The sequence below is a fragment of the Gordonia rubripertincta genome, assembly GCF_038024875.1.
Lineage (GTDB): Bacteria > Actinomycetota > Actinomycetes > Mycobacteriales > Mycobacteriaceae > Gordonia > Gordonia rubripertincta.
The window spans coordinates 4,251,768-4,277,112 of sequence record NZ_CP136136.1 but is presented as its reverse complement, the minus strand read 5'-3'; the positions used below and the strand labels follow the sequence as shown (position 1 = coordinate 4,277,112).

General features: G+C 69.1%; 25 protein-coding genes and 1 pseudogene. 22 read left to right on the top strand and 4 right to left on the bottom strand.

Annotation, left to right across the window (positions count from 1 at the left end):
• The first annotated feature begins 25 nt into the window (after positions 1–25).
• Genes RVF83_RS19400 through aroB form a run of 4 tightly spaced genes read left to right on the top strand, consistent with a single transcriptional unit; the run spans position 26 to position 3,329 of the window.
• Positions 26–409: an A24 family peptidase gene (locus RVF83_RS19400; protein ID WP_005197135.1), complete on the top strand. Its 384-nt coding sequence runs from the start codon at positions 26–28 to the stop codon at positions 407–409.
• Between the two features lie 42 nt (positions 410–451).
• Positions 452–1,660 carry a chorismate synthase gene (gene aroC / locus RVF83_RS19395; RefSeq protein ID WP_005197134.1) on the top strand — a complete coding sequence of 403 codons (1,209 nt, stop codon included), beginning with the start codon at positions 452–454 and terminating at the stop codon, positions 1,658–1,660.
• Positions 1,657–2,220, top strand: a complete 564-nt coding sequence (locus tag RVF83_RS19390) for a shikimate kinase (RefSeq protein ID WP_005197131.1) — start codon at positions 1,657–1,659, stop codon at positions 2,218–2,220. The genes aroC and RVF83_RS19390 overlap by 4 nt, the downstream gene beginning before the upstream one ends.
• On the top strand, positions 2,217–3,329 hold the full coding sequence (gene aroB, locus RVF83_RS19385) for a 3-dehydroquinate synthase (protein WP_005197130.1): 1,113 nt from the start codon (positions 2,217–2,219) through the stop codon (positions 3,327–3,329). The genes RVF83_RS19390 and aroB overlap by 4 nt, the downstream gene beginning before the upstream one ends.
• A gap of 73 nt (positions 3,330–3,402) precedes the next feature.
• Here the strand turns inward: aroB and RVF83_RS19380 are convergent, their stop codons facing one another.
• Entirely contained in the window at positions 3,403–3,894 is a 492-nt protein-coding gene (locus RVF83_RS19380; protein WP_005197128.1) for a B-4DMT family transporter, read from the bottom strand.
• Between the two features lie 109 nt (positions 3,895–4,003).
• On the opposite strand from RVF83_RS19380, the gene RVF83_RS19375 reads away from it, so the two are divergent.
• From RVF83_RS19375 to RVF83_RS19290, 18 genes and pseudogenes are all read left to right on the top strand, one after another.
• Positions 4,004–5,122 (top strand): M24 family metallopeptidase, encoded by a 1,119-nt coding sequence (locus tag RVF83_RS19375; RefSeq protein ID WP_005197126.1) that lies wholly within the window; start codon positions 4,004–4,006, stop codon positions 5,120–5,122.
• Positions 5,123–5,143: 21 nt separating this feature from the next.
• Complete coding sequence (gene efp / locus RVF83_RS19370) at positions 5,144–5,707, top strand: elongation factor P (RefSeq protein WP_005197124.1); 564 nt, start codon at positions 5,144–5,146, stop codon at positions 5,705–5,707.
• Positions 5,708–5,710: 3 nt separating this feature from the next.
• On the top strand, positions 5,711–6,184 hold the full coding sequence (gene nusB / locus RVF83_RS19365; protein ID WP_005197122.1) for a transcription antitermination factor NusB: 474 nt from the start codon (positions 5,711–5,713) through the stop codon (positions 6,182–6,184).
• A gap of 162 nt (positions 6,185–6,346) precedes the next feature.
• A complete protein-coding gene (gene pyrR, locus RVF83_RS19360; protein ID WP_005197120.1) occupies positions 6,347–6,931 on the top strand; it encodes a bifunctional pyr operon transcriptional regulator/uracil phosphoribosyltransferase PyrR in 585 nt (194 codons plus the stop codon).
• The gene (locus tag RVF83_RS19355) at positions 6,931–7,881 is read left to right on the top strand and encodes an aspartate carbamoyltransferase catalytic subunit (protein WP_005197119.1); all 951 of its coding nucleotides are present in this window, start codon (positions 6,931–6,933) and stop codon (positions 7,879–7,881) included. Before pyrR ends, RVF83_RS19355 begins: the two co-directional genes overlap by 1 nt.
• Before the next feature lie 40 nt (positions 7,882–7,921).
• Positions 7,922–9,232 carry a dihydroorotase gene (locus tag RVF83_RS19350; RefSeq protein WP_168432561.1) on the top strand — a complete coding sequence of 437 codons (1,311 nt, stop codon included), beginning with the start codon at positions 7,922–7,924 and terminating at the stop codon, positions 9,230–9,232.
• Positions 9,229–9,849 (top strand): hypothetical protein, encoded by a 621-nt coding sequence (locus tag RVF83_RS19345; RefSeq protein ID WP_039880244.1) that lies wholly within the window; start codon positions 9,229–9,231, stop codon positions 9,847–9,849. The genes RVF83_RS19350 and RVF83_RS19345 overlap by 4 nt, the downstream gene beginning before the upstream one ends.
• Positions 9,846–11,015, top strand: coding sequence for a glutamine-hydrolyzing carbamoyl-phosphate synthase small subunit (gene carA, locus RVF83_RS19340; RefSeq protein ID WP_005197112.1), 1,170 nt, complete (start codon positions 9,846–9,848; stop codon positions 11,013–11,015). The genes RVF83_RS19345 and carA overlap by 4 nt, the downstream gene beginning before the upstream one ends.
• Positions 11,015–14,350 carry a carbamoyl-phosphate synthase large subunit gene (gene carB, locus RVF83_RS19335; protein ID WP_005197111.1) on the top strand — a complete coding sequence of 1,112 codons (3,336 nt, stop codon included), beginning with the start codon at positions 11,015–11,017 and terminating at the stop codon, positions 14,348–14,350. The genes carA and carB overlap by 1 nt, the downstream gene beginning before the upstream one ends.
• The gene (pyrF, locus tag RVF83_RS19330) at positions 14,347–15,192 is read left to right on the top strand and encodes an orotidine-5'-phosphate decarboxylase (protein ID WP_005197108.1); all 846 of its coding nucleotides are present in this window, start codon (positions 14,347–14,349) and stop codon (positions 15,190–15,192) included. The genes carB and pyrF overlap by 4 nt, the downstream gene beginning before the upstream one ends.
• Before the next feature lie 472 nt (positions 15,193–15,664).
• Complete coding sequence (mihF, locus tag RVF83_RS19325; protein WP_004021989.1) at positions 15,665–15,979, top strand: integration host factor, actinobacterial type; 315 nt, start codon at positions 15,665–15,667, stop codon at positions 15,977–15,979.
• A 40-nt stretch (positions 15,980–16,019) separates the two neighbouring features.
• A complete protein-coding gene (gene gmk / locus RVF83_RS19320; RefSeq protein WP_174351881.1) occupies positions 16,020–16,649 on the top strand; it encodes a guanylate kinase in 630 nt (209 codons plus the stop codon).
• A gap of 41 nt (positions 16,650–16,690) precedes the next feature.
• Complete coding sequence (gene rpoZ / locus RVF83_RS19315) at positions 16,691–16,990, top strand: DNA-directed RNA polymerase subunit omega (protein ID WP_005197101.1); 300 nt, start codon at positions 16,691–16,693, stop codon at positions 16,988–16,990.
• A 13-nt stretch (positions 16,991–17,003) separates the two neighbouring features.
• Positions 17,004–18,263, top strand: a complete 1,260-nt coding sequence (gene coaBC / locus RVF83_RS19310) for a bifunctional phosphopantothenoylcysteine decarboxylase/phosphopantothenate--cysteine ligase CoaBC (RefSeq protein WP_168432562.1) — start codon at positions 17,004–17,006, stop codon at positions 18,261–18,263.
• 103 nt (positions 18,264–18,366) lie between these two features.
• Entirely contained in the window at positions 18,367–19,575 is a 1,209-nt protein-coding gene (gene metK, locus RVF83_RS19305; RefSeq protein ID WP_005200096.1) for a methionine adenosyltransferase, read from the top strand.
• Between the two features lie 60 nt (positions 19,576–19,635).
• Positions 19,636–21,603: a primosomal protein N' gene (locus RVF83_RS19300; RefSeq protein WP_005200095.1), complete on the top strand. Its 1,968-nt coding sequence runs from the start codon at positions 19,636–19,638 to the stop codon at positions 21,601–21,603.
• Positions 21,604–22,563: a methionyl-tRNA formyltransferase gene (fmt, locus tag RVF83_RS19295; RefSeq protein ID WP_005200094.1), complete on the top strand. Its 960-nt coding sequence runs from the start codon at positions 21,604–21,606 to the stop codon at positions 22,561–22,563.
• Positions 22,560–23,973 (top strand): annotated as a pseudogene (locus RVF83_RS19290) (RsmB/NOP family class I SAM-dependent RNA methyltransferase). The gene fmt and the pseudogene RVF83_RS19290 overlap by 4 nt, the downstream one beginning before the upstream one ends.
• Before the next feature lie 4 nt (positions 23,974–23,977).
• Here RVF83_RS19290 and RVF83_RS19285 read toward each other — a convergent pair.
• The 3 genes from RVF83_RS19285 to RVF83_RS19275 are packed head-to-tail and all read right to left on the bottom strand — an operon-like array spanning position 23,978 to position 25,199.
• On the bottom strand, positions 23,978–24,391 hold the full coding sequence (locus RVF83_RS19285; RefSeq protein ID WP_005200092.1) for a dihydrofolate reductase family protein: 414 nt from the start codon (positions 24,389–24,391) through the stop codon (positions 23,978–23,980).
• Positions 24,388–24,867, bottom strand: a complete 480-nt coding sequence (locus RVF83_RS19280) for an SRPBCC domain-containing protein (protein WP_005200091.1) — start codon at positions 24,865–24,867, stop codon at positions 24,388–24,390. Before RVF83_RS19280 ends, RVF83_RS19285 begins: the two co-directional genes overlap by 4 nt.
• Entirely contained in the window at positions 24,864–25,199 is a 336-nt protein-coding gene (locus RVF83_RS19275) for an ArsR/SmtB family transcription factor (protein WP_039880970.1), read from the bottom strand. Before RVF83_RS19275 ends, RVF83_RS19280 begins: the two co-directional genes overlap by 4 nt.
• Positions 25,200–25,345 lie beyond the last annotated feature (146 nt).

Sequence of the window (25,345 nt, the reverse complement as noted above, 5' to 3'; positions counted from 1 at the left end):
CCCGGACACGCGCGATCCTCGGCACATGGTCGAACCCGCGATCCTGTTCTGGTTGCTCGCAATCGCCGCCACCGATGCACGCACCCGACGCATCCCCAATGCGATGGTGTGGCCCGGACTCGGCGCGGTGGCCGTTGTCGCGATCACCCAGCCCGCCGTGGGACTCGCTGCCGGGGTGGCCGCGGCACCGTACCTGCTGGCGTTCACGGCCCGATGGTGCGGCGGTGGTGACGTGAAGCTCGCCTTCGTCTGCGGCGGTCTCGCGTTGCGCTGGGACACCGCGATGGTGATGGTGGCGTGCGCCTCCCTCGTGACACTGGTGATCGCCCTGACGAGCGTCGGGCGGCGGGGACACGCACATGCCCCGGCGCTCGTCGGCGCGCTGATCGCCGTGTCCGATCTGGCCTGACGACGCCCGCCCCACGACCGCTGTCGGGGAGTTGCGGGGCACATGGAACAATTGATCACTGTGCTGCGCTGGATAACTGCCGGAGAATCCCACGGACCCGCCTTGGTCGCCCTCGTCGAGGGCATGGTCGCCGGGGTCGAGGTGACCTCGTCGGACATCGCCGAACAGCTCGCCCGTCGTCGCCTCGGCTACGGCCGCGGCGCGCGGATGAAGTTCGAGGCCGACAAGGTCACCGTGATCGGTGGCGTGCGCCACGGCCGCACTATGGGCGGCCCGGTCGCCATCGAGATCGGCAATACCGAATGGCCCAAGTGGGAAACCGTCATGGCGGCTGACCCGGTCGATCCCGCCGAACTCGAGGGCAGCGCCCGCAACGCGCCGCTGACCCGCCCGCGTCCCGGTCACGCCGATTACTCGGGCATGCTCAAGTACGGCTTCGACGACGCCCGTCCGGTCCTCGAACGCGCCAGTGCGCGCGAGACCGCGGCCCGCGTCGCCGCCGGCACCGTCGCCCGGAACTTCCTGCGTCAGGTCTTCGGCATCGAGGTGGTCTCGCACGTCATCTCGATCGGCGCGAGTGATCCCTACGTCGGTCCGCCGCCGCGCCGCAGCGACCTCGAGGCCATCGACGCCAGCCCGGTCCGCGCCTTCGACGCCGTCGCCGAGAAGTCGATGATCGACGAGATCGAGGCCGCCAAGAAGGACGGCGACACCCTCGGCGGCGTCGTCGAGATCGTCGCCACCGGTGTGCCCGTCGGACTCGGCTCGCACGTCAGCGGTGAGACCCGCCTCGACGCACGTCTGGCCGCCGCACTCATGGGCATCCAGGCGATCAAGGGTGTCGAGGTCGGCGACGGCTTCACAACCGCCCGCCGCCGCGGCAGCGAGGCCCACGACGAGATGGTTCCCGGACCCGACGGCGTGCTGCGCTCGACCAACCGCGCGGGCGGCCTCGAAGGCGGCATGACCAACGGCGAGGACCTGCGCGTACGCATCGCGATGAAGCCGATCTCGACGGTGCCGCGCGCCCTCTCGACGGTCGACATGGAGACGGGGGAGACCGCCAGCGCGATCCACCAGCGCTCCGATGTGTGCGCCGTGCCCGCGGCAGGTGTGGTCGCCGAGGCCATGGTGGCGCTCGTCGTCGCCCAGGCGGCACTGGACAAGTTCGGTGGCGACTCGGTCGCCGAGACCACCGCCAACCTCGGTGCCTACCTGACTGCCATCCACGCGCGCCCGCCGCGCCCATGACCCAGACGCCGACCCCCACACGGGCGACCACGGGGCGACGCCCCAGCGCCGTGCTGATCGGCTTCATGGGCGCCGGCAAGTCGACCGTCGGGCGGCTGCTCGCCGACCGGCTCGGGGTCGACTTCGTCGACACCGACATCGAGTTGGTCCGCCGTACGGGGCGCTCCATCCCGGAGATCTTCGAATCCGACGGCGTCGACGGGTTCCGCACGATCGAGGAGAACGTCGTCTGCGACGTCCTCGACAACCACGGCGGCGTGGTCTCGCTCGGCGGGGGCGCGGTCACCACGGCCGGTGTCCGCGACGCACTGGCCGCCCAGCGGGTGGTCTACCTGCGCGTCAGTCCCGAACGCGGCTACGAGCGGGTGTCCGGCACCGACCGGCCGCTGCTGGCCACCGCGGACCCGGCCGCCCGCTACGCGGAACTGCTCGCCGAGCGCACCGACATCTACTCGTCGGTCTGCACCTTCGAGGTCGACGCCGACGCCGCTCCGGACGCCGTCGTCGACGCCATCGTCTCCGAACTCGCCCGCGAACTCGACGTGAGGACATCAGAATGACCGACACCGAACCCGTCGCGATCCGCGTCAACGCCGGCGCGCCCTACGACGTCACCATCGGCCGCGGGCTGCTCGGCGAGGTCGCCGAAGCCGCCGCGGGCGCCGACCGTATCGCGATCCTGTACCAGCCGCCGCTGAACAAGACCGCCGAGCAGATCCGGGAATTCTTGGCAGACAGGGGATTCGATGCCCACCGCATCGAGATCCCGGACGCCGAGGCGGGTAAGGACCTCTCGGTCGCCGCCTTCTGCTGGGAGGTCTTCGGCCGGATCGGTCTCAAGCGCAACGACAAGGTCATCAGCCTCGGCGGCGGTGCCGCGACCGACGTCTCCGGCTTCGTCGCCGCCACCTGGATGCGCGGCATCGGCGTCATCCATGTCCCGACCACGCTGCTGGCGATGGTCGACGCCGCGGTGGGCGGCAAGACAGGTATCAACACCGAGGCGGGCAAGAACCTCGTCGGCTCGTTCCACGAACCCGACGCGGTCCTGATCGACATCGGCACCCTCGAGACCGTGCCCCGCAACGAGATCGTCGCCGGGCTCGCCGAGGTCATCAAGACCGGTTTCATCGCCGATCCGTCCATCCTCGACATCATCGAGGCCGACCCGGAGGCCGCGCTCGACCCCACCAGCCCGGTCCTCCCGGATCTGATCCGCCGCTCGGTGCAGGTGAAGGCCGACGTCGTCTCGGCCGATCTCAAGGAGTCCTCGCTGCGGGAGATCCTCAACTACGGCCACACCCTGGGCCACGCGATCGAGCGACGCGAGCGTTACCGCTGGCGCCACGGCGCGGCGGTGTCGGTGGGCCTGGTCTTCGCCGCCGAGCTGGCGCGCCTGGCCGGGCGTCTCGACGATGCGACCGCCGACCGCCACAAGTCGGTGCTGGAACTGGTCGGCCTGCCGACCACCTACGACCCCGACGCCTTCGCCGACCTGCTGGAGGGCATGGCGGGGGACAAGAAGAACCGTTCGGGTGTGCTGCGCTTCGTCGTGCTCGACGGGCTGGCCAAGCCGGGCCGTCTCGAAGGTCCCGATCCGGGTCTCCTCGCCGCCGCGTACTCGGCGGTCGCCGGTGGGGCGGGCAAGAGCACGTCGGTCCTGCTCTGACCGCGATCAGGCCGAGAACGAGCGAACCCCACGACCTCGAGGTCGTGGGGTTCGCTCGTTCTCGGAGTGGGCTCTACTGCGCGTTCGCGTCGGCGTGCCGGTCTTCGTGGACCGACCAGTCGTCCTCGGGGGCGCCCTTGTTCTGGTCGCGGCGGACCAGCCAGCGGCCGATGGCCGCGCCGACGAACGCCGGGACGAACACGAGCAGGGCGGTGAACGATGCGCCGGCGATCAGCTCGACGAACAGTCCGGCCTGGCCGATGCCGGCGAGGATCGTGTTGCCGAGGATCCAGGAGATCAGCCCGGCGAGCACACCGGCCAGGACGCCGGCCTTCAGCCAGCGCACGGTGAGGTCCCCGTAATCGTCCGGGTCGGGGTTCGCGCGCGCATCACGGATGCCGTCGAATCCGCCCCAGACCAGGGCGATCAGGACCACCGCGGCGATGGCGACGGTGCGCCACACGGTGGAGTTCAGCGGGGCCTCGACCACCGCGACACCGAGCAGGACCCGGGCGAGGACGTGAACGGCGGTCATCGTCAGACCGCGTACCAACCACGTAGACATGGGCGTCATACTACGCATCTGTGCCGTGATCGCGGACACACCCGGTCGATGTGACCGACTCCGCGTGCCGGGTTCGCGCCGTGCGACGTCCCGCCGTAGCGTTCCTCGGGTGCCGATCATCCACGACACAGCCGGCCGGCGAGACCGGCTGCGGAACGAGCTACGCGACCGCTCGGACGCCGACGGGCAGGTCTCGGCCTTCGTCGTCTCCGACCTCGTCAACGTCCGCTATCTGACGGGCTTCACGGGGTCCAACGCGGCGGTCCTCATCGACGTGTCCGATCCCGCGGGGGACCGGATCGCCACCGACGGCCGCTACATCACGCAGGTCGCCGCGCAGGTCCCGGACGTCGTGCCCGTCATCGAACGCGCCTGCGTCCCGGCGCTGGTCGCGCACGCGCGGACCGCGGGTGCCACGCGCATCGGCTTCGAGGCCGACGCCGAGACCGTCGCCGGCCACCGCGCCCTGACCGCGTCGATCGAGGACTCCGGGGTCGAACTGATCGGCCTCACCGGCGTCGTGCAGGGACTGCGGTCCGTCAAGGACGCGGGGGAGATCGCGCTGCTGCGCGCCGCCTGCGCGATCGGTGACGCCGCCCTCGCCCAGATCATCGCCGACGGCGTCCTGCGTGCCGGCACCACCGAACGCCAGGCCGCCCGTGCGCTGGAGTTCGAGATGTACCGCCTCGGCGCCGACGGCGTCGCCTTCGAGACCATCGTCGCCGCCGGCGCGCATTCGGCGATCCCGCATCACCGGCCCACGCACGCCGCGCTGGCCGACGGCGATCTCGTGAAGATCGACTTCGGCGCGGTCGTCGGCGGGTACCACTCCGACATGACCCGCACCTTCGTGCTGCGCCGCGCCGCGGACTGGCAGCGCGACATCTACGACCTCGTCGCCACCGCGCAGGCCGCCGGACGGGCGGCTCTGCGCCCGGGCGCAGAGCTGCGGAAGGTGGACGCCGCCGCACGCGACGTCATCGACGACGCGGGGCACGGCGACCACTACGTGCACGGCCTCGGCCACGGCGTGGGCCTCGAGATCCACGAAGCGCCGGGAATCGGCAAACTCGCGGCGGGTACACTGCCATGCGGTGCTGCGGTCACCGTGGAGCCCGGTGTGTACCTACCCGGATGGGGTGGGGTCAGGATCGAGGACACCCTGGTCGTCACACAAGGCGACCCGGAACTGTTGACCACCACCGACAAGACATTCACCGTCATCTGACTGCAAGGGAAGAAACACCACATGGCGACCACCGCCGATTTCAAGAACGGCCTCGTGCTGCGCATGGACGACCAGCTCTGGCAGATCCAGGAGTTCCAGCACGTCAAGCCGGGCAAGGGCCCCGCGTTCGTGCGCACCAAGATCAAGAACGTACTGAGCGGCAAGACCGTCGACAAGACCTTCAACGCCGGCGTCAAGGTCGAGACCGCCACCGTCGACCGTCGGGACATGACCTTCCTGTACAACGACGGCACCGACTACGTCTTCATGGACGCACAGGACTACGAGCAGTTCTCGCTGCCGCCGGCCGTCGTCGGCGACGGCGCACGCTTCCTGCTCGAGAACATGACCGTGCAGGTCTCGCTCAACGAGGGCAACCCGCTGTTCGTCGAGCTCCCGGTCACCGTCGAGCTCATCGTCGCCCAGACCGACCCGGGTCTGCAGGGTGACCGCTCCACCGGCGGCACCAAGCCCGCCACGCTCGAGACCGGCGCCGAGATTCAGGTGCCCCTGTTCATCAACACCGGTGACAAGCTGAAGGTCGACTCGCGTGACGGCAGCTACCTCGGCCGCGTCAACTCCTGACCTGTGAAACAACCCGGAACCCGACACAAGGCGCGACGCCGCGCGGTCGACCTTCTCTTCGAGGCCGAAGCCAAGAAGGTCAGCCCCGCGCAGCTCGTCGCCGAACGCCGTGAGTACGTCCGCAGCGACGAGAGCGTCGGCTCGATCCACGACTACACCGCCACGGTGATCAACGGTCTCGCCGACGATCAGGACCAGATCGACGCGGTCATCTCCTCCCATCTGCGGGAGTGGACGCTCGAGCGTCTGCCCGCCGTCGATCGCGCCATCATGCGCCTGGCGACCTGGGAGCTGTTCAACTCGCTCGACGTCGACACCATCGTGGTGGTCGACGAGGCGGTGGAGCTCGCCAAGGAGCTGTCCACCGATGACTCGCCGGCCTTCGTCAACGGCGTGCTCGCCAAGATCGCCGAACTCGCGCCGCAGGTCCGTGCCGCCGCGTCCGCCGAGGCGCGGCCGTCGGGTGACGCCGAGTAGTACGGAAGATCTCATGCCATCGGTCCCGGTCGTGTTCGCGACCGGGACCGATTGTTGTGGCGTAGGTCGCTGAAATTCGTCTGTCTCGCGACGCGGTGTAAAGTGTCGCAAGACAGACATCCTTTAACGATCCGTCCTGTGAGGCGGAGAAGGAGGTCGGCTTTGGCCAGCCCCGCCCCCAGGGTGCTGCTCGATGCCGCTGACGTGTCGCGCACGATTGCTCGTGTCGCACACCAGGTGATCGAGAAGACAGCTCTGGACTCGCCCGACGCCCCGCGCGTCGTTCTCATCGGAATCCCCACTCGCGGAACGTCTCTCGCGACCCGACTGGGTTCCAAGATCGGCGAGTTCGCCAACGTCGAGGTGCCGGTCGGCTATCTCGACATCACTCTCTACCGCGACGATCTGCGCGGAAAGCCCCATCGCCCGCTCGAACGGACCATGGTCCCGGCCGGCGGCGTCGACGGCGCGATCGTGATCCTGGTCGACGATGTGCTCTATTCCGGACGCACGGTCCGCGCCGCCCTCGACGCTCTCCGCGACCTCGGCCGCCCCGCCGCGGTCCAGCTCGCCGTGCTGGTGGATCGCGGTCACCGCGAACTCCCTTTGCGCGCAGACTATGTCGGCAAGAACATCCCCACCGCTCGCGACGAGCAGGTCTCGGTGCACCTCACCGAACACGACGGGATCGACCAGGTCGTGTTGAGTTCTGCCGCGAATACGGTTGCCGCCGAGGGTGATTCCTGATGCGGCATCTGCTCTCCACGCAGGACCTCAGTCGCGACGAGGCCACTGCGCTGCTCGACGACGCCGAGCGTTTCGAGCAGGCGCTGACGGGCCGCGAGGTTCGCAAGCTGCCGACGTTGCGGGGCCGCACCGTCATGACGGTGTTCTACGAGAACTCGACGCGCACCCGCGTTTCCTTCGAGGTCGCCGGAAAGTGGATGAGCGCCGACGTCATCAACGTCAGCGCCTCGAGTTCCTCTGTGGGCAAAGGGGAGTCGCTACGGGACACGGTCAAGACCCTGCACGCCGCAGGCGCCGACGCGCTGATCGTCCGGCACCCCGCCTCGGGCGCGCCGGCCCAGATCGCCGACTGGACCACCGGTTCCGACGGTGAGGGTCCGGCGATCATCAACGCCGGCGACGGCACGCACGAGCACCCGACGCAGGCGTTGCTCGATGCGCTCACCCTGCGCCAGCGGCTCGGGTCGCTGGACGGGCGCCGGATCGCGATCGTCGGCGACGTGGTGCATTCGCGGGTCGCGCGGTCCAACGCGCACCTGCTGTCCACCCTCGGTGCCGAGGTCGTCCTCGTCGCCCCGCCGACCCTGCTCCCGGCGGGTGTGGGCGAGTGGCCGGTCACCGTCTCGGGCAACCTCGATGCCGAACTGCCGTCGGTCGATGCGGTCATGATGCTGCGCGTGCAGGCGGAGCGCATGAACGGCGGGTTCTTCCCGAGTACCCGCGAGTACTCGGTCCGCTTCGGTCTCAACGACCGTCGCCTGGCGATGCTCTCCGACGACGCGGTCGTACTGCACCCCGGCCCGATGCTGCGCGGCATGGAGATCGGCTGGTCGGTCGCCGACTCGCCGAAGGCCACCGTCCTCGAACAGGTCCGCAACGGTGTGCACGTCCGCATGGCGGTGCTCTTCCGCCTCCTCGTCGGCTCCGATTCGGCGGGAGCCCAGCTGTGACACCGAGTACGCCCACCCCCACCACGTCAGGAGTTCGCACGTGACCGCCCCGGCAACCGGAACCGTCCTGCTCGGTGATGTTCGCCCCTACGGCGAAGACGAGCCGGTCGACGTTCTCGTCGTCGACGGTGTGATCACCGGGATCGGAGCGGGACTGTCCGCACCCGAGGGCGCCGAGCGCATCGAGGGCAAGGGCGGGGTGCTGCTGCCCGGTTTCGTCGACCTCCACACACATCTGCGCGAACCCGGCCGCGAGGACACCGAGACCATCCGGTCCGGCTCCGAGGCCGCCGCCCTCGGCGGCTACACCGCGGTCTTCGCGATGGCCAACACCAGCCCGGTCGCCGACAACTCGACCGTCACCGACAACGTGTGGCGCTCCGGTCGCGAGGTCGGCCTCGTCGACGTGTACCCGGTGGGTGCGGTCACCGTCGGACTCGAGGGCCGCCAGCTCGCCGAGATGGGCATGATGAACGCCGGCGCCGCGGGCGTCCGGATGTTCAGCGACGACGGCAAGTGTGTCTACGACCCGCTGCTCATGCGCCGTGCCCTCGAGTACGCGACCGGCCTGGGCGTGCTCATCGCCCAGCACGCCGAGGAGCCGCGCCTGACGGTCGGCGCGGTCGCCAACGAGGGCCCCACCGCATCCCGGCTGGGCCTGGCCGGCTGGCCGCGTGCCGCCGAGGAGTCGATCGTCATCCGCGACGCACTGCTCGCCCGAGATGCCGGCGCCCGCATCCACATCTGCCATGCCTCGACCGAGGGCACCGTCGAACTCCTGCGCTGGGCCAAGGACCAGGGGATCGCGATCACCGCCGAGGTGACCCCGCACCACCTGCTCCTCGACGACAGCAGGTTGCAGACTTATGACCCGGTGAACAAGGTCAATCCGCCGCTGCGGGAGGTCCGGGACACCGAAGCCCTGCGCCAGGCCCTCGCTGATGGGATCGTCGACTGTGTGGCCACCGACCATGCGCCGCACGCGGCGCAGGAAAAGTGCTGCGAGTTCGCCCAGGCCAAGCCGGGCATGCTCGGGCTGCAGACCGCGCTCCCGATCGTCGTCGAGACCCTGGTCAAGCCCGGGCTCCTCGATTGGCGAGGCGTCGCGCGGGTCATGAGCGAACGGCCGGCGCAGATCGTCGAACTGACCGATCAGGGCCGCCCGATCGAGGTCGGCGAGCCGGCAAACCTCACCGTTGTCGATCCGGACACCTCCTGGGTGGTCCGCGGCGCCGAACTGGCGAGCCTGTCGCGCAACACCCCGTTCGAGGAGATGACGATGCCGGCGACCATCACCGCCACCGTCCTGCGCGGCGTGGTCACCACTCGCGAGGGCCGGGTGACCCGATGAGCGTCGAGTCCCGGCGCGGACTGGTCCCGGGCGTCTTCCTCATCCTCGTGGCCGCGTCGCTCTTCGCCACCTGGCTCGGTTACGGCAAGTTCGTGTTCAACGCGTGGTTCATCGGCGTGTGTGTGCTGATCGTGCTCGGCCTGCTGTCGATGTTCTACCTGCTGATCACCGGCAACAAGAAGAAGCAGGCGGCACAGGCCGAGCTCATCGGCGAACTGCCGCCCACCCCGGCCGATCTCGGGGCGGAGCAGCGCGGCCCCGACACCGGCCTCTACCTCGGCAGCACCATCGCGCCGAGCTGGCAGAACCGCGTGGTTGCGGGAGACATCTCCGACCGCGCGTCGGCGACGATCGCCGAGTTCGCGCAGGGAATCCTCCTCTCCCGGCAGGGTGCGAGTGACATCTGGATCCCACGCGAGGCGATCACAGCGGTACGCACCGAACGCGGCATCGCCGGCAAGGTGATGAGCGCCGACGGTGTCCTGGTGATCCGATGGGTTCTGCCCAGCGGCACCGAGATCGACACGGGTATCCGCGCCGACGACAAATCGATCTATCCCGGCTGGGTGAATGCCTTTGCCGGGCAGCATGAAAGTGGACAGGGGACACAGGAATGAACACAGCGGTCTTGGTGCTGGAGAACGGCCAGGTGTTCACCGGCCGGAGCTTCGGCGCAGTGGGCGAGACCCTCGGTGAAGCGGTGTTCTGCACCGCGATGACCGGCTACCAGGAAACCCTGACCGACCCGAGTTACCACCGGCAGATCGTCGTGGCCACCGCGCCACAGATCGGCAACACCGGCTGGAACACCGAGGACGGCGAGAGCACCGGCAGCGCGGGCAGCACCGGGGTCGAGGGTGACTCCGGGAAGATCTGGGTGGCCGGATATGCGGTACGCAATCCCACGCGACGTGTCTCGAACTGGCGCGCCACCACCTCGCTCGAGGACGAACTCGTCAAGCAGGGGATCGTCGGCATCGGCGGCATCGACACCCGCACCGTGGTCCGCATCCTCCGCGACCACGGCTCGATGAAGGCCGGCATCTTCTCCGGCCCGGCGCTGGCCGACACCGAAGAACTGGTCGGCCGGGTCCGCAACCAGCCGGACATGAAGGGCGCCAAGCTCGCCGACGAGGTCACCACCTCCGACGGGTACATCGTCGAGCCGGTCGATCAGCACCGGTTCACCGTCGCGGCCATCGACCTCGGGATCAAGACCAACACCCCGCGCATGTTCGCCGAGCGCGGCGTCCGCACGCACGTGCTGCCGTCGAACATCGCGCTCGACGCGATCGCCGACCTCAAGCCCGACGGCGTGTTCCTGTCGAACGGTCCCGGTGACCCGGCGACCGCCGACGACGTCGTGGAGCTCACCCGCGGCGTTCTCGGCCGGGATCTGCCGCTGTTCGGCATCTGCTTCGGCAACCAGATCCTGGGCCGGGCCCTGGGCCGGTCCACCTACAAGATGAAGTTCGGGCACCGGGGCATCAACATCCCGGTTGTCGACCATGCCACCGGCAAGGTCTCGATCACCTCGCAGAACCACGGCTTCGCACTCGAGGGTGAGGCGGGGGAGGAGTTCGACTCCGACTTCGGCCGCGCGCGGGTCAGCCATGTCTGCGCCAACGACGGAACCGTGGAGGGCCTCGAGCTGCTCTCCGGCCGCGCCTTCTCCGTGCAGTACCACCCGGAGGCGGCCGCCGGTCCCCACGACGCCGCGTATCTGTTCGACAAATTCGTCACCCTGCTCGAGGGTGACCGTGCGCAAGGAGCGAGTGCCTGATGCCGCGCCGCGAAGACATCAACCACGTCCTGGTCATCGGTTCCGGCCCGATCGTCATTGGCCAGGCCTGTGAATTCGACTACTCAGGTACCCAGGCGTGCCGCGTGCTCAAAGCCGAGGGCCTGCGCGTGAGCCTGGTGAACTCCAACCCGGCGACGATCATGACCGACCCGGAGTTCGCCGACGCCACCTACATCGAGCCGATCACGGCCGAGTTCGTGGAGAAGGTGATCGAGGCCGAGCGTGACGCCGGTCATCCCATCGACGCCGTGCTCGCCACCCTCGGCGGGCAGACCGCGCTGAACACCGCGGTCGCACTGCACGATCGCGGGTCGCTGGAGAAGTACGGCATCGAGCTGATCGGCGCCGACTTCGACGCCATCCAGCGCGGCGAGGACCGCCAGATGTTCAAGGACATCGTGGAGAAGGTCGGCGGCGAGAGCGCCCGCTCCCGCGTGTGCCACACCATGGACGAGGTCCGCGAGACCGTCGCCGAACTCGGCTTCCCGGTCGTCGTGCGGCCGTCGTTCACCATGGGCGGGCTCGGTTCCGGCATGGCCTACGACGACGCCGACCTCGAGCGGATCGCCGGTGGCGGTCTCGCCGCCTCGCCGACCGCGAACGTCCTCATCGAGGAGTCGATCCTCGGTTGGAAGGAGTACGAGCTCGAGCTCATGCGCGACAACCGCGACAACGTGGTGGTCGTCTGCTCGATCGAGAACCTCGACCCGGTCGGTGTGCACACCGGCGACTCGGTGACCGTCGCCCCGGCGATGACCCTCACCGACCGCGAGTACCAGATCATGCGCGATCTCTCGATCGACATCCTGCGCGAGGTCGGCGTCGACACCGGCGGCTGCAACATCCAGTTCGCCCAGGACCCGCGCGACGGCCGCCTCGTCGTCATCGAGATGAACCCGCGTGTGTCGCGGTCGTCGGCCCTGGCATCGAAGGCCACCGGCTTCCCGATCGCCAAGATCGCCGCGAAGCTCGCGATCGGCTACAGCCTCGACGAGATCGTCAACGACATCACCAAGGAGACCCCGGCCTGCTTCGAGCCGACGCTCGACTACGTCGTGGTCAAGGCACCACGGTTCGCGTTCGAGAAGTTCCCCGGCGCCGACGACACGCTGACCACCACGATGAAGTCGGTGGGCGAGGCCATGAGCCTCGGCCGCAGCTTCGCCGAGGCGCTCGGCAAGGTCATGCGTTCGCTGGAGACCAAGGCCGGCGGCTTCTGGGTGGAGGCCAATCGGCCCGACCCGAAGACCGTCGACCTGCCCGCGCTGCTCGAGGAGATCAGGACACCGAAGGACGGGCGTCTGTACAAGCTGATGCTGGCCTTCGACGCCGGCGCCACGATCGAGCAGCTCTACGAGGCCACCGCGATCGACCCGTGGTTCCTGGCCGAGATCGGCGGCATCGCCGCGCTCGGTGCGGAGATCCGCGACGCCGACACCGTCGACGAGGCGCTGCTGCGCGAAGCCAAGTCGAACGGCTTCTCCGACCGTCAGATCGCTGCTCTCCGCCCGGAGTTCGAGGACGAGGCCGCGGTGCGCGCGCATCGTCTGTCGCTGGGTGTGCGCCCGGTCTACAAGACCGTCGACACCTGTGCGGCCGAGTTCGAGGCGAAGACGCCCTATCACTACTCGACCTATGAGCTCGATCCCGCGGCGACCAGCGAGATCGCGCCGCAGCCGGATCGTCCGAAGGTGCTGATCCTCGGTTCGGGCCCCAACCGCATCGGTCAGGGCATCGAGTTCGACTACTCGTGTGTCCACGCCGCGCTCACCCTGAGCGAGGCCGGGTACGAGACCGTGATGGTCAACTGCAACCCGGAGACGGTCTCGACCGACTACGACACCGCCGATCGTCTGTACTTCGAGCCGCTGACCTTCGAGGACGTCCTCGAGGTCTACTACGCGGAATCCCAGTCGGGCACCGTCGCCGGTGTCATCGTGCAGCTCGGCGGCCAGACCCCGCTGGGTCTCGCGCGCCGGCTCGAGGAGGCGGGTGTCCCGATCGTCGGCACCAGCCCGGCCGCCATCGACCTCGCCGAGGATCGCGGCGAGTTCGGCAAGGTCCTCACCGAGGCCGGCCTCCCGGCGCCGGCGTTCGGTACCGCGACCAGCTTCGCCGAGGCCCGCGACACCGCCGCCCGCATCGGTTACCCGGTGCTGGTGCGCCCGTCCTACGTCCTCGGTGGCCGCGGCATGGAGATCGTCTACGACGAGAAGTCCCTGGAGGACTACATCTCTCGCGCCACCGAGCTCACCCCCGACCACCCGGTGCTCGTCGACCGCTTCCTCGAGGACGCGGTGGAGATCGACGTCGACGCGCTGTGCGACGGCGACGAGGTCTACATCGGCGGCGTGATGGAGCACATCGAGGAGGCCGGTATCCACTCCGGTGACTCCGCGTGTGCGCTGCCGCCGGTCACCCTCGGACGCGCCGACCTCGAGATGGTCCGCACCTCCACCGAGGCGCTCGCCAAGGGCATCGGGGTGAAGGGCCTGCTCAACGTCCAGTACGCGCTCAAAGACGACGTCCTGTATGTCCTGGAGGCGAATCCGCGCGCGAGCCGCACGGTTCCGTTCGTCTCCAAGGCGACCGCGGTGCCGCTGGCCAAGGCCTGTGCCCGCGTCATGCTCGGTTCGACGATCGCCGAGCTGCGCGAGCAGGGCATCCTGCCGGAGACCGGTGACGGCGGCGAGGCCCCCTCGTCCGCGCCGATCTCGGTGAAGGAAGCGGTCCTGCCGTTCAACCGGTTCCGGCGTCACGACGGCAGCGGCGTGGACAACCTGCTGAGCCCGGAGATGAAGTCCACCGGTGAGGTCATGGGCATCGACGCCGACTTCGGTCGCGCGTTCGCCAAGTCGCAGACCGCCGCCTACGGCTCGCTGCCCACCAGCGGCAAGATCTTCGTGTCGGTGGCCAACAAGGACAAGCGGGCGCTGATCTTCCCGGTCAAGCACCTCGCCGATCTCGGCTTCGAGATCCTGGCCACCGAGGGCACCGCGGATGTGCTGCGCCGCAACGGGATCAAGTGCGAGACGGTGCTCAAGCACTTCGAGGCCGCCGAGGGGCAGCGGACCGTGGTCGACATCATCCGCGCCGGTGAGGTCACCATGGTGATCAACACCCCGTACGGCAACTCCGGCCCGCGCGTCGACGGTTACGAGATCCGCAGCGCCGCGGTGTCGGTCAACATCCCGTGCATCACCACCGTGCAGGGTGCGAGTGCCGCGGTACAGGGCATCGAGGCCGCGATCAACGGTGACATCGCGGTGCGCTCCATCCAGCGACGCCACGCGGACATGGCCGGCCGGTCATGACGGGAGCGTCCGGCTTCGGCGCCCGCTACCGGCAGGTGACGGCCGAACGCGGACGCCTGTGCGCGGGCATCGACCCGCATGCGGCGCTGCTGACCGACTGGGGTCTGGACGTGTCCGTCGACGGGTTGTCGCGTTTCGCCGACATCTGCGTCGAGGCGCTGGCCCCGGTGGCGGCGGTCATCAAACCGCAGGTCGCCTTCTTCGAGCCGTTCGGTTCCGCGGGTTTCGCAGTGCTCGAACGGGTCATCGCGGGTTGCCGCGAGGCCGGTGCCGTGGTGATCGCCGACGCCAAACGCGGTGACATCGGCTCGACCATGTCTGCCTACGCGCAGGCCTGGCTGGCCGATGCCTCGCCGCTGTGCGCCGACTCGGTGACCGCGTCGCCCTACCTCGGGTACGAGTCGCTGCGCCCGGCCCTGGATCTGGCGCGTGCGGGGCAGCGCGGCGTGTTCGTCCTCGCCCGTACGTCGAACCCGGAGGGCGGCGTCGTGCAGAAGGCCCTGACATCGTCGACGGTGACAGGGGAGCGGACGGTCGCCCAGTCCATCGTCGACGCCGCCGCGGCCGAGAACGCCGACGGCACGGCCACGGTGGGTCTCGTCGTGGGCGCCACCCGTGAGCACGGACTCGATCTCGCCGACCTGAACGGTCCGATCCTGGCACCCGGCCTGGGTGCTCAGGGAGCCACCGCCGAGGACCTGAAGGTGGTCTTCGACGGTGCCGATCCCGCCTGGGTTCTGCCGGCGAGTTCGCGCGGCGTGCTGCGGGCAGGTCCCGACGTCGCCGCACTGAGGGACGCGTTCGTACAGGCCCGGGACGAGGTCGAGGCCGCGCTCGGCTGACGCCGAGGCGTCCGGGGGAGCACGCGACACGCTCGAACTGCGATCGAATTCCGGGCGGATCTGGTCACATCACTCCAGTCACACCCGTCTCAGCGCGTGAATCGCGCGATCGCGGGTATTTCGCATTGCTATCGACCTCCGCCGACAGTGTCACTGCCGTGACCTGCGGCTTCGTTGCAAAAGCCGTAGTCAGAGCGTTGCGAAGATGAGTGACGCGTCGAGGCGGCGGAGCGAACCACTGCGGTGCACTACAACATGAGAAAACACCGCGAAAACGGGGGGTCGCGCTCGCAAATGCCTGCTCACGTCGGTACGGTCGCATTCGCCGCCAACAATCGGTGGTGCCGGACGGGTACCCCACCCGACCGCATCGTTGCGAAGACGACGCAGCCCCACCAGTGTGGCAACAGCCGTCGGACGCCTCAGGGCGGACGATGACAGTCCCAATCAAGAACGAAAGACGGAGGAACCCGTGGCCCTTCCCCAGTTGACTGACGAGCAGCGCGCCGCTGCGTTGGAGAAGGCAGCTGCCGCTCGTCGCGTCCGCGCGGAGCTCAAGGAGCGCCTGAAGCGCGGTGGCACCGATCTCCAGCAGGTGCTCAAGGATGCCGAGAATGACGAGATCCTGGGCAAGATGAAGGTCTCGGCGCTGCTCGAGGCCCTTCCCAAGGTCGGCAAGGTCAAGGCTCAGGAGATCATGACCGAGCTGGAGATCGCTCCGACCCGCCGCCTGCGCGGTCTCGGCGACCGTCAGCGCAAGGCTCTGCTCGAGAAGTTCAGCTCCTGAGCGTGAGCATCGCAACCGAACACGGCAGCGTGACGAGCTCGTGGGACCGGCGGTGACCAACCGGCCGGATACCGCGGGAGCCGCACGCACGAGGGGTCGACTGATTGTCTTGGTCGGCCCCTCGGCCGTCGGCAAGTCCACCGTGGTCGCCAGGGTGCGCGCCGCGTTGCCCGACCTGTATTTCAGCGTCTCGGCGACCACCCGCGCACCGCGTCCCGGTGAGGTCGACGGCCGCGACTACCACTTCGTGTCCGCCGAGCAGTTCGACGCGATGATCGCCGGTGACGAACTCCTGGAGTGGGCGGAGATCCACGGTGGCCTGCAGCGATCGGGTACGCCGCTCGCGCCCGTCCTCGCCGCTCTGGAGGCCGGCAAGCCCGTGCTGGTGGAGGTCGACCTCGTCGGTGCGCGCAACGTCGTCAGCCGACTCCCGGAGGCGACCACCGTCTTCCTCGCGCCGCCGAGCTGGGACGAACTGGTGGCCCGGCTGACCGGTCGCGGCACCGAGAGCCCCGAGGCGATCGAGCGCCGCCTGGCCACCGCAAAGGTCGAGATGGCCGCGCGAGACGAGTTCGACCACGTCATCGTGAACAGCGAAGTCGACCGAGCGGCCTCGGACTTGGTATCCTTGCTGGTCGGACCTGAACAGCCCACCGCGCCCGCGACCTGACCAGCCTTTCTGACATCCCAGACCTCGACGCAGGAGTTTGTGTGACCACCCCGACCAATTTCGACATCACCGAGATCGCCGACGCACCGGCATACGACACGCCGCTGGGTATCACCAATCCGCCGATCGACGATCTCCTCGACCGCGCCTCGTCGAAGTACGCCCTCGTCATCTACGCGGCCAAGCGCGCCCGCCAGATCAACGACTACTACAACCAGCTCGGCGACGGCATCCTCGAGTACGTCGGCCCGCTGGTCGAGCCCGGCCTCCAGGAGAAGCCGCTGTCGATCGCGATGCGCGAGATCCACTCCGACCTGCTCGAGCACACCGAGGGCGAATAGCCTCGGCGTCGGGATGACCACACCGACCAAGACACGACGCCGCATCCTCATCGGCGTCGGTGGAGGTATCGCCGCATACAAGGTGTGCTCGGTGATCCGCCACTTCACCGAGTCCGGGCACGAGGTCCGCGTGGTGCCGACCTCCGCCGCGCTCAAGTTCGTCGGCAAGGCGACCTTCGAGGCGCTCAGCGGCAATCCGGTCAGCACCACCGTCTTCGACGACGTCGACGAGGTCGCGCACGTGCGTCTGGGCCAGGGCGCCGACCTCGTGATCATCGCGCCGGCGACGGCGGACCTCATGGCGCGCGCCGCTCAGGGGCGCGCCGACGACCTTCTCACCGCATCGCTGCTCACCGTGCGGTGCCCGGTGCTCTTCGTGCCGGCCATGCACACCGAGATGTGGGAGCACCCGGCCACCCAGGCCAACATCGCGACGCTGCGCGCACAGGGATCGACGGTCATGACCCCGGCGTCCGGCCGGCTCACCGGAACCGACTCCGGTCGCGGCCGGCTGCCGGATCCGCAGGAGATCGCCCTCGTCGGTGAACTGCTCCTCGACCGCCCCGAGGCGTTGCCCTACGACCTCGCCGGTGTCCGCGTGCTGATCAGCGCCGGTGGCACCCGCGAGCCGCTCGACCCCGTCCGCTACCTGGGCAATCACAGCTCCGGCAAGCAGGGCTTCGCGCTGGCCCGTGCGGCCGCGCAGCGCGGCGCGAGCGTCACCGTCGTCGCCGGTTCGACCGCTGATCCGGGCGATCCCGCCGGCGTGCAGATCGTGCGGATCTCGACCGCCCAGGAACTCGCGGAGGAGATGACCAAACGCGCGGCCGACGCCGATGTCGTCATCATGGCCGCCGCCGTCGCCGACTTCCGTCCCGTCGCGGTGGCCGACGCCAAGATCAAGAAGGGCGACCAGGGCCCGGCCCCGATCGAGCTGACCACCAACCCCGACATCCTCCGCGGGCTCGTCGAAGCACGCGACGACGGTCGGATTCCGGCCGAGACCGTCATCGTCGGATTCGCCGCCGAGACCGGTGACGAGACGGGCGGGGTCCTCGACCACGGCCGCGCGAAACTCGCCCGCAAGGGATGTGACCTGCTGGTGGTGAACGCCGTCGGCGACGGCAAGGCGTTCGGCACGGAGGACAACACCGGCTGGCTGCTGTCGGCCAAGGGCGACGAGACCGCGCTGCCCTTCGGGTCGAAAACACTCATGTCGAGTCGGATACTTGACGAAGTGCGTCAACTGGTGCCTGATGGTCGGGGGGCCTGAGCGGCACCGTAGTTTTGAACTGACTCCACCGGCCACCACGACTGGCCGTACACCTGCCAAACGGCGCCGGAACCATCCGCGCGCGAGATCTCGAGAGGATCTGATGACCACGTCGTCACGCCTGTTCACGAGCGAATCCGTCACCGAGGGGCATCCTGACAAGATCTGTGACGCGATCAGCGACTCGATCCTCGACGCCATCCTCACCGACGACCCGAAGGCCCGGGTCGCGGTCGAGACGCTGGTGACCACCGGCCAGGTCCATGTCGCCGGTGAGGTCACCACCACCGCCTACGCCGACATCCCCGGCATCGTCCGCGCCAAGATCCTCGAGATCGGCTACGACTCCTCGACCAAGGGCTTCGACGGTGCGTCGTGCGGCGTCAACGTCGCCATCGGTGCGCAGTCCCCGGACATCGCGGGCGGCGTCTTCAACTCCCACGAGAGCCGCAGCGGTATCTCCGAGGACGAGATCGACAGCCAGGGCGCCGGCGACCAGGGCCTCATGTTCGGCTACGCCACCAACGAGACCCCCGAGCTGATGCCGGTGCCGATCGCACTCGCGCACCGCCTGTCGCGCCGTCTCACCGAGGTCCGTAAGGACGGCACGCTGCCGTACCTGCGTCCCGACGGCAAGACCCAGGTCACCATCGAATACGACGGTGACACACCGGTCCGCCTCGACACCGTCGTCCTGTCGACCCAGCACGCTGCCGACATCGACCTCGACAACCTCCTGGCTCCCGACATCAAGAAGCAGGTCGTCGACGCCGTTCTCGCCGACATCGACCTGCCGACCCTCGACACCTCCGACTACCGGTTGCTGGTCAACCCGACCGGCAAGTTCGTCCTCGGCGGTCCGATGGGCGACGCCGGCCTGACCGGCCGCAAGATCATCGTCGACACCTACGGCGGCATGGCCCGCCACGGCGGCGGTGCCTTCTCCGGCAAGGACCCGTCGAAGGTCGACCGCAGCGCTGCCTACGCCATGCGCTGGGTGGCCAAGAACGCGGTGGCCGCGGGCCTCGCCAACCGCATCGAGGTCCAGGTGGCCTACGCGATCGGCAAGGCGGCACCTGTCGGCTTGTTCGTCGAGACCTTCGGCACCGAGCACGTCGACCCGGCGGTCATCGAGCGTGTCATCAAGGAGAACTTCGACCTGCGTCCGCTCGCGATCATCCGCGACCTGGACCTGCTGCGTCCGATCTACGGTCCGACCGCCGCGTACGGCCACTTCGGCCGCACCGACGTCGATCTGCCGTGGGAGCGGACCGACCGCGCGGACAAGCTGCGCGCGGCCGCCGGTCTCTGACCCCGACGGGCGCAGTCCCTGCCCCCGAAAGGCGCACGGGTCCCGGCTGATTCGCTGCCGGTGGCCCGTGTGCTGCCCATTCTCGGACTCGCACACCTCGATCGACCGTTCGACTACCTGATCGACTCCGATCAGGATGCGACGGCGGTCCCGGGGGTGCGGGTCCGCGTTCGGTTCGCCGGTCGGCTGATCGACGGGTTCCTGCTCGACCGCATCGAGAAGAGCGATCACCCCGGCAAGCTGGGTTGGCTCGATCGTGTCGTCTCGGCCGAGCCTGTCCTGTCGCCGGAACTGGCATCGCTGTGCCGCGCCGTCGCCGATCGCTATGCGGGCACCATGGGAGATGTTGTCCGGCTGGCCATCCCGCCCCGGCATGCGCGGACCGAGAAGGAGACGACGCCGGAACCGACGACCGTCGTCGAGGCCCCGGACCTCGAGGCGTGGCGACGCTATCCGCTGGCCGAGTCGTTCTTCGAGGCGATCGCCGACGGTGGCCACCCGCGTGCTGCGTGGCAGGCGCTGCCGGGGGAGGACTGGCCCCGCCGGCTCGCCGAACTCGCCGCGACGACCCTGGCGGCCGGCCGCGGCTGCATCATCGTCGTGCCCGACCAACGCGACCTCGACCGGGTCTGGGCGGAATGCGAACCACTCATCGGCGATCAGGGGGTGGCGCTGGCGGCCGGACTCGGACCCACCGCCCGGTATCGGCGCTGGCTCGCCGCACGACGCGGTGCGGCGAAACTCGTGATCGGCACGCGCAGTGCGGTGTTCGCCCCCGTTCGCGACCTCGGTCTCGTCGTCGTCTGGGACGACGGCGATGACAGCATGGCCGATCCGCGCGCGCCGTACCCGCACCCGCGCGAGGTCGCGGTACTGCGGTCGCATCAGGAACGCTGCGGACTCGTCCTCGGCGGCTTCGCCCGGACCGCGGAGGCACAGGCCCTCGTGGCATCGGGGTGGGCACACGACCTCGTCGCCGATCGTCCGCTCGTCCGTCACCGAAGCCCGCGCGTACAGGCCATCTCCGACGACGACCGCCAGATCGCCCGCGATCCGATGGCGAGGTCCGCGCGAGTCCCCGAGGTCGCCTTCGACGCCGCACGTTCGGCGTTCGCCGCCGGCCGGCCGGTGGTGTTCAGCGTCCCGCGTCGCGGTTACGTGCCGTCGCTGGCGTGCACCCGCTGTCGTGAGCACGCTCGTTGCCGCGCTTGCAACGGACCGCTGCAGATGGACGGGAACCAGCGTCTGAGTTGCCGCTGGTGCGGTCGTCCGGAGCCGACCTTCCGCTGTCCCGAGTGCGGCAACACGAAAGTGCGTGCGACGGTCACCGGCGCCCGACGCACCGCCGAGGAACTCGGACGCGCCTTCGCGGGCGTGCCGGTCCACACGAGCGGCGGCGACTCCATCATCGACGAGATCGAACCGGGCGCACGGCTCGTCGTCGCGACACCGGGCGCCGAACCGGTCGCCCCGGACGGTTACGGCGCGGCGATCGTCGTCGACACCTGGGCACAACTCGACCGCGCCGATCTGCGCGCCGAAGAACACGCCGTCCGACGCTGGATGGCGCTGGCCGGCATGGTTCGGCCGCACGGCGAGGGCGGCCGCGTGGTCATCGTCGCCGACTCGACCCTCGCTCCCGTCCAGGCCCTGATCCGTTGGGACCCGGTCGGATTCGCATTGCTCCAGCTGAACCAGCGCGTCGAACTCGGGTTCCCGCCGGCGGTCACGATGGCCTCGGTCGACGGACCCACGCAGGTCATCACCGACTTCGTCGAACACCTCGAACTTCCCGAGGGTGCGGACGTTCTCGGACCGGTGCCACTTCCGCCCGGGGTGCGACCGCCGGCCGGTAGCGCCGAGTGGGAGGCCGCCGCGGACGACGAGATGGACCGCATCCTGGTGCGGTTGCCGCGCAAGCACGGCCGACTCCTGGCGCAGGCTCTCGCCGCCGGGCAGGCGCGGCGCAACACGCACCGGCAGACCGGGCCGATCCGGGTCCAGGTGGACCCGCCTACGATCGGATGAATGCGCATCGTTTTCGCCGGCACCCCCGAGGTGGCCGTGCCGTCGTTGCAGGCCCTTCTCGACTCGCTGTCGCACGAGGTCGTCGGCGTCATCACCCGGCCCGACGCGGTGTCGGGTCGTGGTCGCAAGGTGGTGCGGTCACCGATCGGCGTGCTCGCCGACGAGCACGGCCTCGAGGTGATCACCCCCCGACGCATGTCCGAACCCGACGTCGCCGAGACGTTGCGACGCTGGGCGCCGGACTGCGCGGCAGTGGTCGCCTACGGCGGCCTCGTACCCGAGGATCTGCTGGCGCTCCCGACCCATGGCTGGATCAACCTGCACTTCTCGGTGTTGCCCGCGTGGCGCGGCGCGGCGCCGGTGCAGGCCGCGATCGCCGCGGGTGACGAGGTGACCGGTGCCAGCACGTTCCGCCTCGAGAAGGGCCTGGACACCGGGCCCGTCTTCGGAATCCTCACCGAGACCATCCGGCCCACCGACACCAGCGGCGATCTGCTCGCACGTCTCGCCGACGCCGGGTCCGGCCTGCTCGTCAACACGCTCGACGGCATCGAGGCCGGGGAACTCATCCCCGAACCGCAACCCGCGGCCGGCGTCAGCCATGCGCCGAAAGTCGAGGTCGAGGATGCGCGCATCCGCTGGGATCTGCCCGCGCACATCATCGATCGCCTCATCCGCGCCTACACACCGGCTCCCGGGGCGTGGACGGGTCTCGACGACGCCCGGATCAAGGTGGGCCCGGTGCGTCCCGTCGCCGAGGACGATGCGTCGCTACCGGAACCGGTTCGTGCCGAGCCGTTGCCCGCGGGGGCGATCGCGGTGACCAAGAAGGCGGTGTTCGTCGGGACCGGTTCGACGCCGGTGAAACTCGGCACGGTGCAACCGCCGGGGAAGAAGCCGATGCCGGCCGCCGACTGGGCGCGCGGCGCCCGACTGACCGATGGGACGGTACTGGGATGAGTGCGGATCGCCGACCCAGCCAGGGCAAGCGGGACAACTCCGCGAAGTTCCGGCAGAAGGATCTGGACCCGGCGCGCGTCGCGGCCCGTGACACCCTGCGTGCGGTCCGGGAGCGTGACGCGTACGCGAACCTGGTTCTCCCGAAGATGCTGCGGGACCGAAAGATCGAGGGTCGCGATGCGGCTTTCGCCACCGAGCTCGCCTACGGCACCGCCCGTGCCCAGGGCCTTCTCGATGCCGTCATCGCCGCGGCGGCCAAGCGACCCGTCGACGAGATCGACGGCCCGGTGCTCGATGTGCTGCGATTGGGGTGCCTACCAGTTGCTGCGCACCCGTGTGGGTTCCCATGCTGCGGTGTCGACGTCGGTGGACCTGGTCCGTTCCGAGAACGGGATGGGCCCTTCGGGTTTCGCGAATGCCGTGCTGCGCAAGGTCTCGCAGAAGGACGAGGAGATGTGGGTCGACGAGCTCGCACCGTCGCCTGCCGAGGATCTCGTCGGCTACCTGGCCTTCCAGTACGCGCACCCTCGCTGGATCGCCGAGGTCTTCCGGGACGCGCTGGGCGGTTCGGCCGGTCAGTTGCAGGCGGCGCTCGCCGCCGACGACGAACGGCCGCCCGTCCACCTGGTTGCCCGGCCCGGTTACATCACCGCCGAGGAACTGGCGCTGACCAGCGGGGGAGAGGAAGGCAACTTCTCTCCCTATTGCGTGTACCTGCCCAGCGGTGATCCCGGCGACGTCGACGCGATTCGCGAGGGCTACGCCGGTGTTCAGGACGAGGGCAGCCAGCTGATCGCGCGGGCGGTCACGGTCGCCGAGGTCGCCGACGACTCCGGCCGCTGGCTCGACATGTGCGCCGGTCCGGGAGGTAAGGCCGCGCTGATCGGTGCGCTCGCCGAGATCGACGCTGCGCGTCTGGACGCGATCGAGGTGTCGAAGCACCGCGCCGAGTTGATCCGCAAGGTGGTCAGCGACCTGCCGGTGACGATCCACGTCGCCGACGCCCGCTCCAGCGGTCTCGAACCCGGATACGACCGCATCCTGCTCGACGCGCCCTGTTCCGGACTCGGCTCGCTGCGCAGGCGCCCCGAATCCCGTTGGCGTCGAACCCCTGCCGACGTCGACGAGCTCGTCGTCCTGCAGAAGGAGCTGCTGACCGAGGCGTTGCGCCTCGTCAAACCCGGTGGCGTGGTCGTCTATTCGACGTGTTCCCCGCATCCGGCGGAGACCACTGCGGTCGTCGCCGACGTGCTGGCATCGATCGACGGGGCCCGTCAGCTCGACGCCCGGCCGTTGGTGACCGTCGGCAAGCTCGGACCGGAGCTCCTCGGCGACGGACCGCACGTTCAGCTGTGGCCGCACATCCACGGCACGGATGCGATGTTCCTGGCGGCGCTCACTCGGGACTAGGCGTTCAGTTCCGCTGTGCGTCGACCACCGAGGCGACGCCCTCGCGGCCCGGCTTCGATCGCAGCGCGGACACTGCCTTCGCCGCATCGCCACCGAGGAGGGTCGCAGGCTGCCAGGGGAGCTCGGTGAGGGTGCTGCTGACGACGTACTTGGGTAGGTTGTTCATCCGCTCGGTGAACGGGTCGTCGGGGTCGGTGATCTCGGGCCAGTCCCGCGCGAAGGCCTCATAGGTCCGACGCCCCAACAGTAGTCCGTCGGCCAGGTCGAGCCACTCCGATGCCTGTCGGATGAAGGTCGCGTCCATGTGCGGGACGAGCCACCCGCCGGCGGTGAAGCCGCCGGAGGTGTCCTCGTCGGCCGACCCCGGACCCTGGGTGACGCCGTCGAGCGTCATGAACTCGGTGACGGTAATCCTCATTTCCCGGCTCCGTTCTCCACCAGTTCGGCGAGCGCGGTGGTGACCGAACCCCAGCCGTCGTAGAAGCCGAGGTTGTTGTGCCGGTTGCGGTCGGACGGATTGCCATGGCGCACAACCACGTTGTACTCGGTCCCGTCAGCATGCTCGGTGAGCGTGATCTCCGCGGTCATGGGGACGGGCGCGGGTACGGCCGGACGCCAAGAGCTGTCGATGGCGTTGGTGAACACGAGCCGTTCGCTGGGCTCGGCGACGAGGAAGACGGCATCCATGTGCGGCACGAAGGCCTCGCCGTCGTCGCTCATCTGCGTGACCAGTGCCCCACCGGGACGCGGTTCGAGCCGCTCGACCCGGGTGACGGTCGGGGACGGCGTCCACCACTTCGCGAACTGTTCGGGTCGCGTCCAGGCATCCCAGATCCGTTGGCGCGGAGCGCGGATGATGCGGTGCAGGGTCAGGTCGAGTTCGGGGTCGATCACGGTGTCTCCTCGGATTCGGTGACGAAGGCTTCGAGTCGGTCGGTGCGTTCGGTCCAGACGACGCGCTGATGTTCGAGCCAGGTCTGCAGACGTCGCAGGCGTCGACGGTCGAGCGTGCACATTCGGATTCGCCCGGTCTTCTTGGTCATGACCAGTCCGCTCTCCTCGAGAACCTTCAGGTGCTTCATGAAGGACGGGAGGGACATGGGGAAGGGGTCGGCGAGTTCGCCGACGCTCGCAGACCCGCGCCCGAGACGTTCGACGACGGCCCGTCGAGTCGGGTCCGACAAGGCGCCGAAGATCTCGTCGAGAGTCGCCGTACGGTTTGCCATGTGGCTAAGTGTCGCACGGCTCGTCACTTAACTCAATGGTTAAGTGAAGGATCTTCTTCGGGTTGTGGAAAACTCCGGCCGAGCCGGCGATATCGGCGTAGTATCGAATGTATGTACGAATCACCCTCGCGCGGAACATCGGGTCT

Excerpts from the sequence above, each read along its gene's own strand:
- RVF83_RS19400 (WP_005197135.1), top strand. The coding sequence starts at position 26 with ATGGTCGAACCCGCGATCCTGTTCTGGTTGCTCGCAATCGCCGCCACC.
- aroC (WP_005197134.1), top strand. The coding sequence starts at position 452 with ATGGAACAATTGATCACTGTGCTGCGCTGGATAACTGCCGGAGAATCC.
- RVF83_RS19390 (WP_005197131.1), top strand. The coding sequence starts at position 1,657 with ATGACCCAGACGCCGACCCCCACACGGGCGACCACGGGGCGACGCCCC.
- aroB (WP_005197130.1), top strand. The coding sequence starts at position 2,217 with ATGACCGACACCGAACCCGTCGCGATCCGCGTCAACGCCGGCGCGCCC.
- RVF83_RS19380 (WP_005197128.1), bottom strand. The coding sequence starts at position 3,894 with ATGTCTACGTGGTTGGTACGCGGTCTGACGATGACCGCCGTTCACGTC.
- efp (WP_005197124.1), top strand. The coding sequence starts at position 5,144 with ATGGCGACCACCGCCGATTTCAAGAACGGCCTCGTGCTGCGCATGGAC.
- RVF83_RS19355 (WP_005197119.1), top strand. The coding sequence starts at position 6,931 with ATGCGGCATCTGCTCTCCACGCAGGACCTCAGTCGCGACGAGGCCACT.
- RVF83_RS19345 (WP_039880244.1), top strand. The coding sequence starts at position 9,229 with ATGAGCGTCGAGTCCCGGCGCGGACTGGTCCCGGGCGTCTTCCTCATC.
- carA (WP_005197112.1), top strand. The coding sequence starts at position 9,846 with ATGAACACAGCGGTCTTGGTGCTGGAGAACGGCCAGGTGTTCACCGGC.
- carB (WP_005197111.1), top strand. The coding sequence starts at position 11,015 with ATGCCGCGCCGCGAAGACATCAACCACGTCCTGGTCATCGGTTCCGGC.
- pyrF (WP_005197108.1), top strand. The coding sequence starts at position 14,347 with ATGACGGGAGCGTCCGGCTTCGGCGCCCGCTACCGGCAGGTGACGGCC.
- coaBC (WP_168432562.1), top strand. The coding sequence starts at position 17,004 with ATGACCACACCGACCAAGACACGACGCCGCATCCTCATCGGCGTCGGT.
- metK (WP_005200096.1), top strand. The coding sequence starts at position 18,367 with ATGACCACGTCGTCACGCCTGTTCACGAGCGAATCCGTCACCGAGGGG.
- fmt (WP_005200094.1), top strand. The coding sequence starts at position 21,604 with ATGCGCATCGTTTTCGCCGGCACCCCCGAGGTGGCCGTGCCGTCGTTG.
- RVF83_RS19285 (WP_005200092.1), bottom strand. The coding sequence starts at position 24,391 with ATGAGGATTACCGTCACCGAGTTCATGACGCTCGACGGCGTCACCCAG.
- RVF83_RS19275 (WP_039880970.1), bottom strand. The coding sequence starts at position 25,199 with ATGGCAAACCGTACGGCGACTCTCGACGAGATCTTCGGCGCCTTGTCG.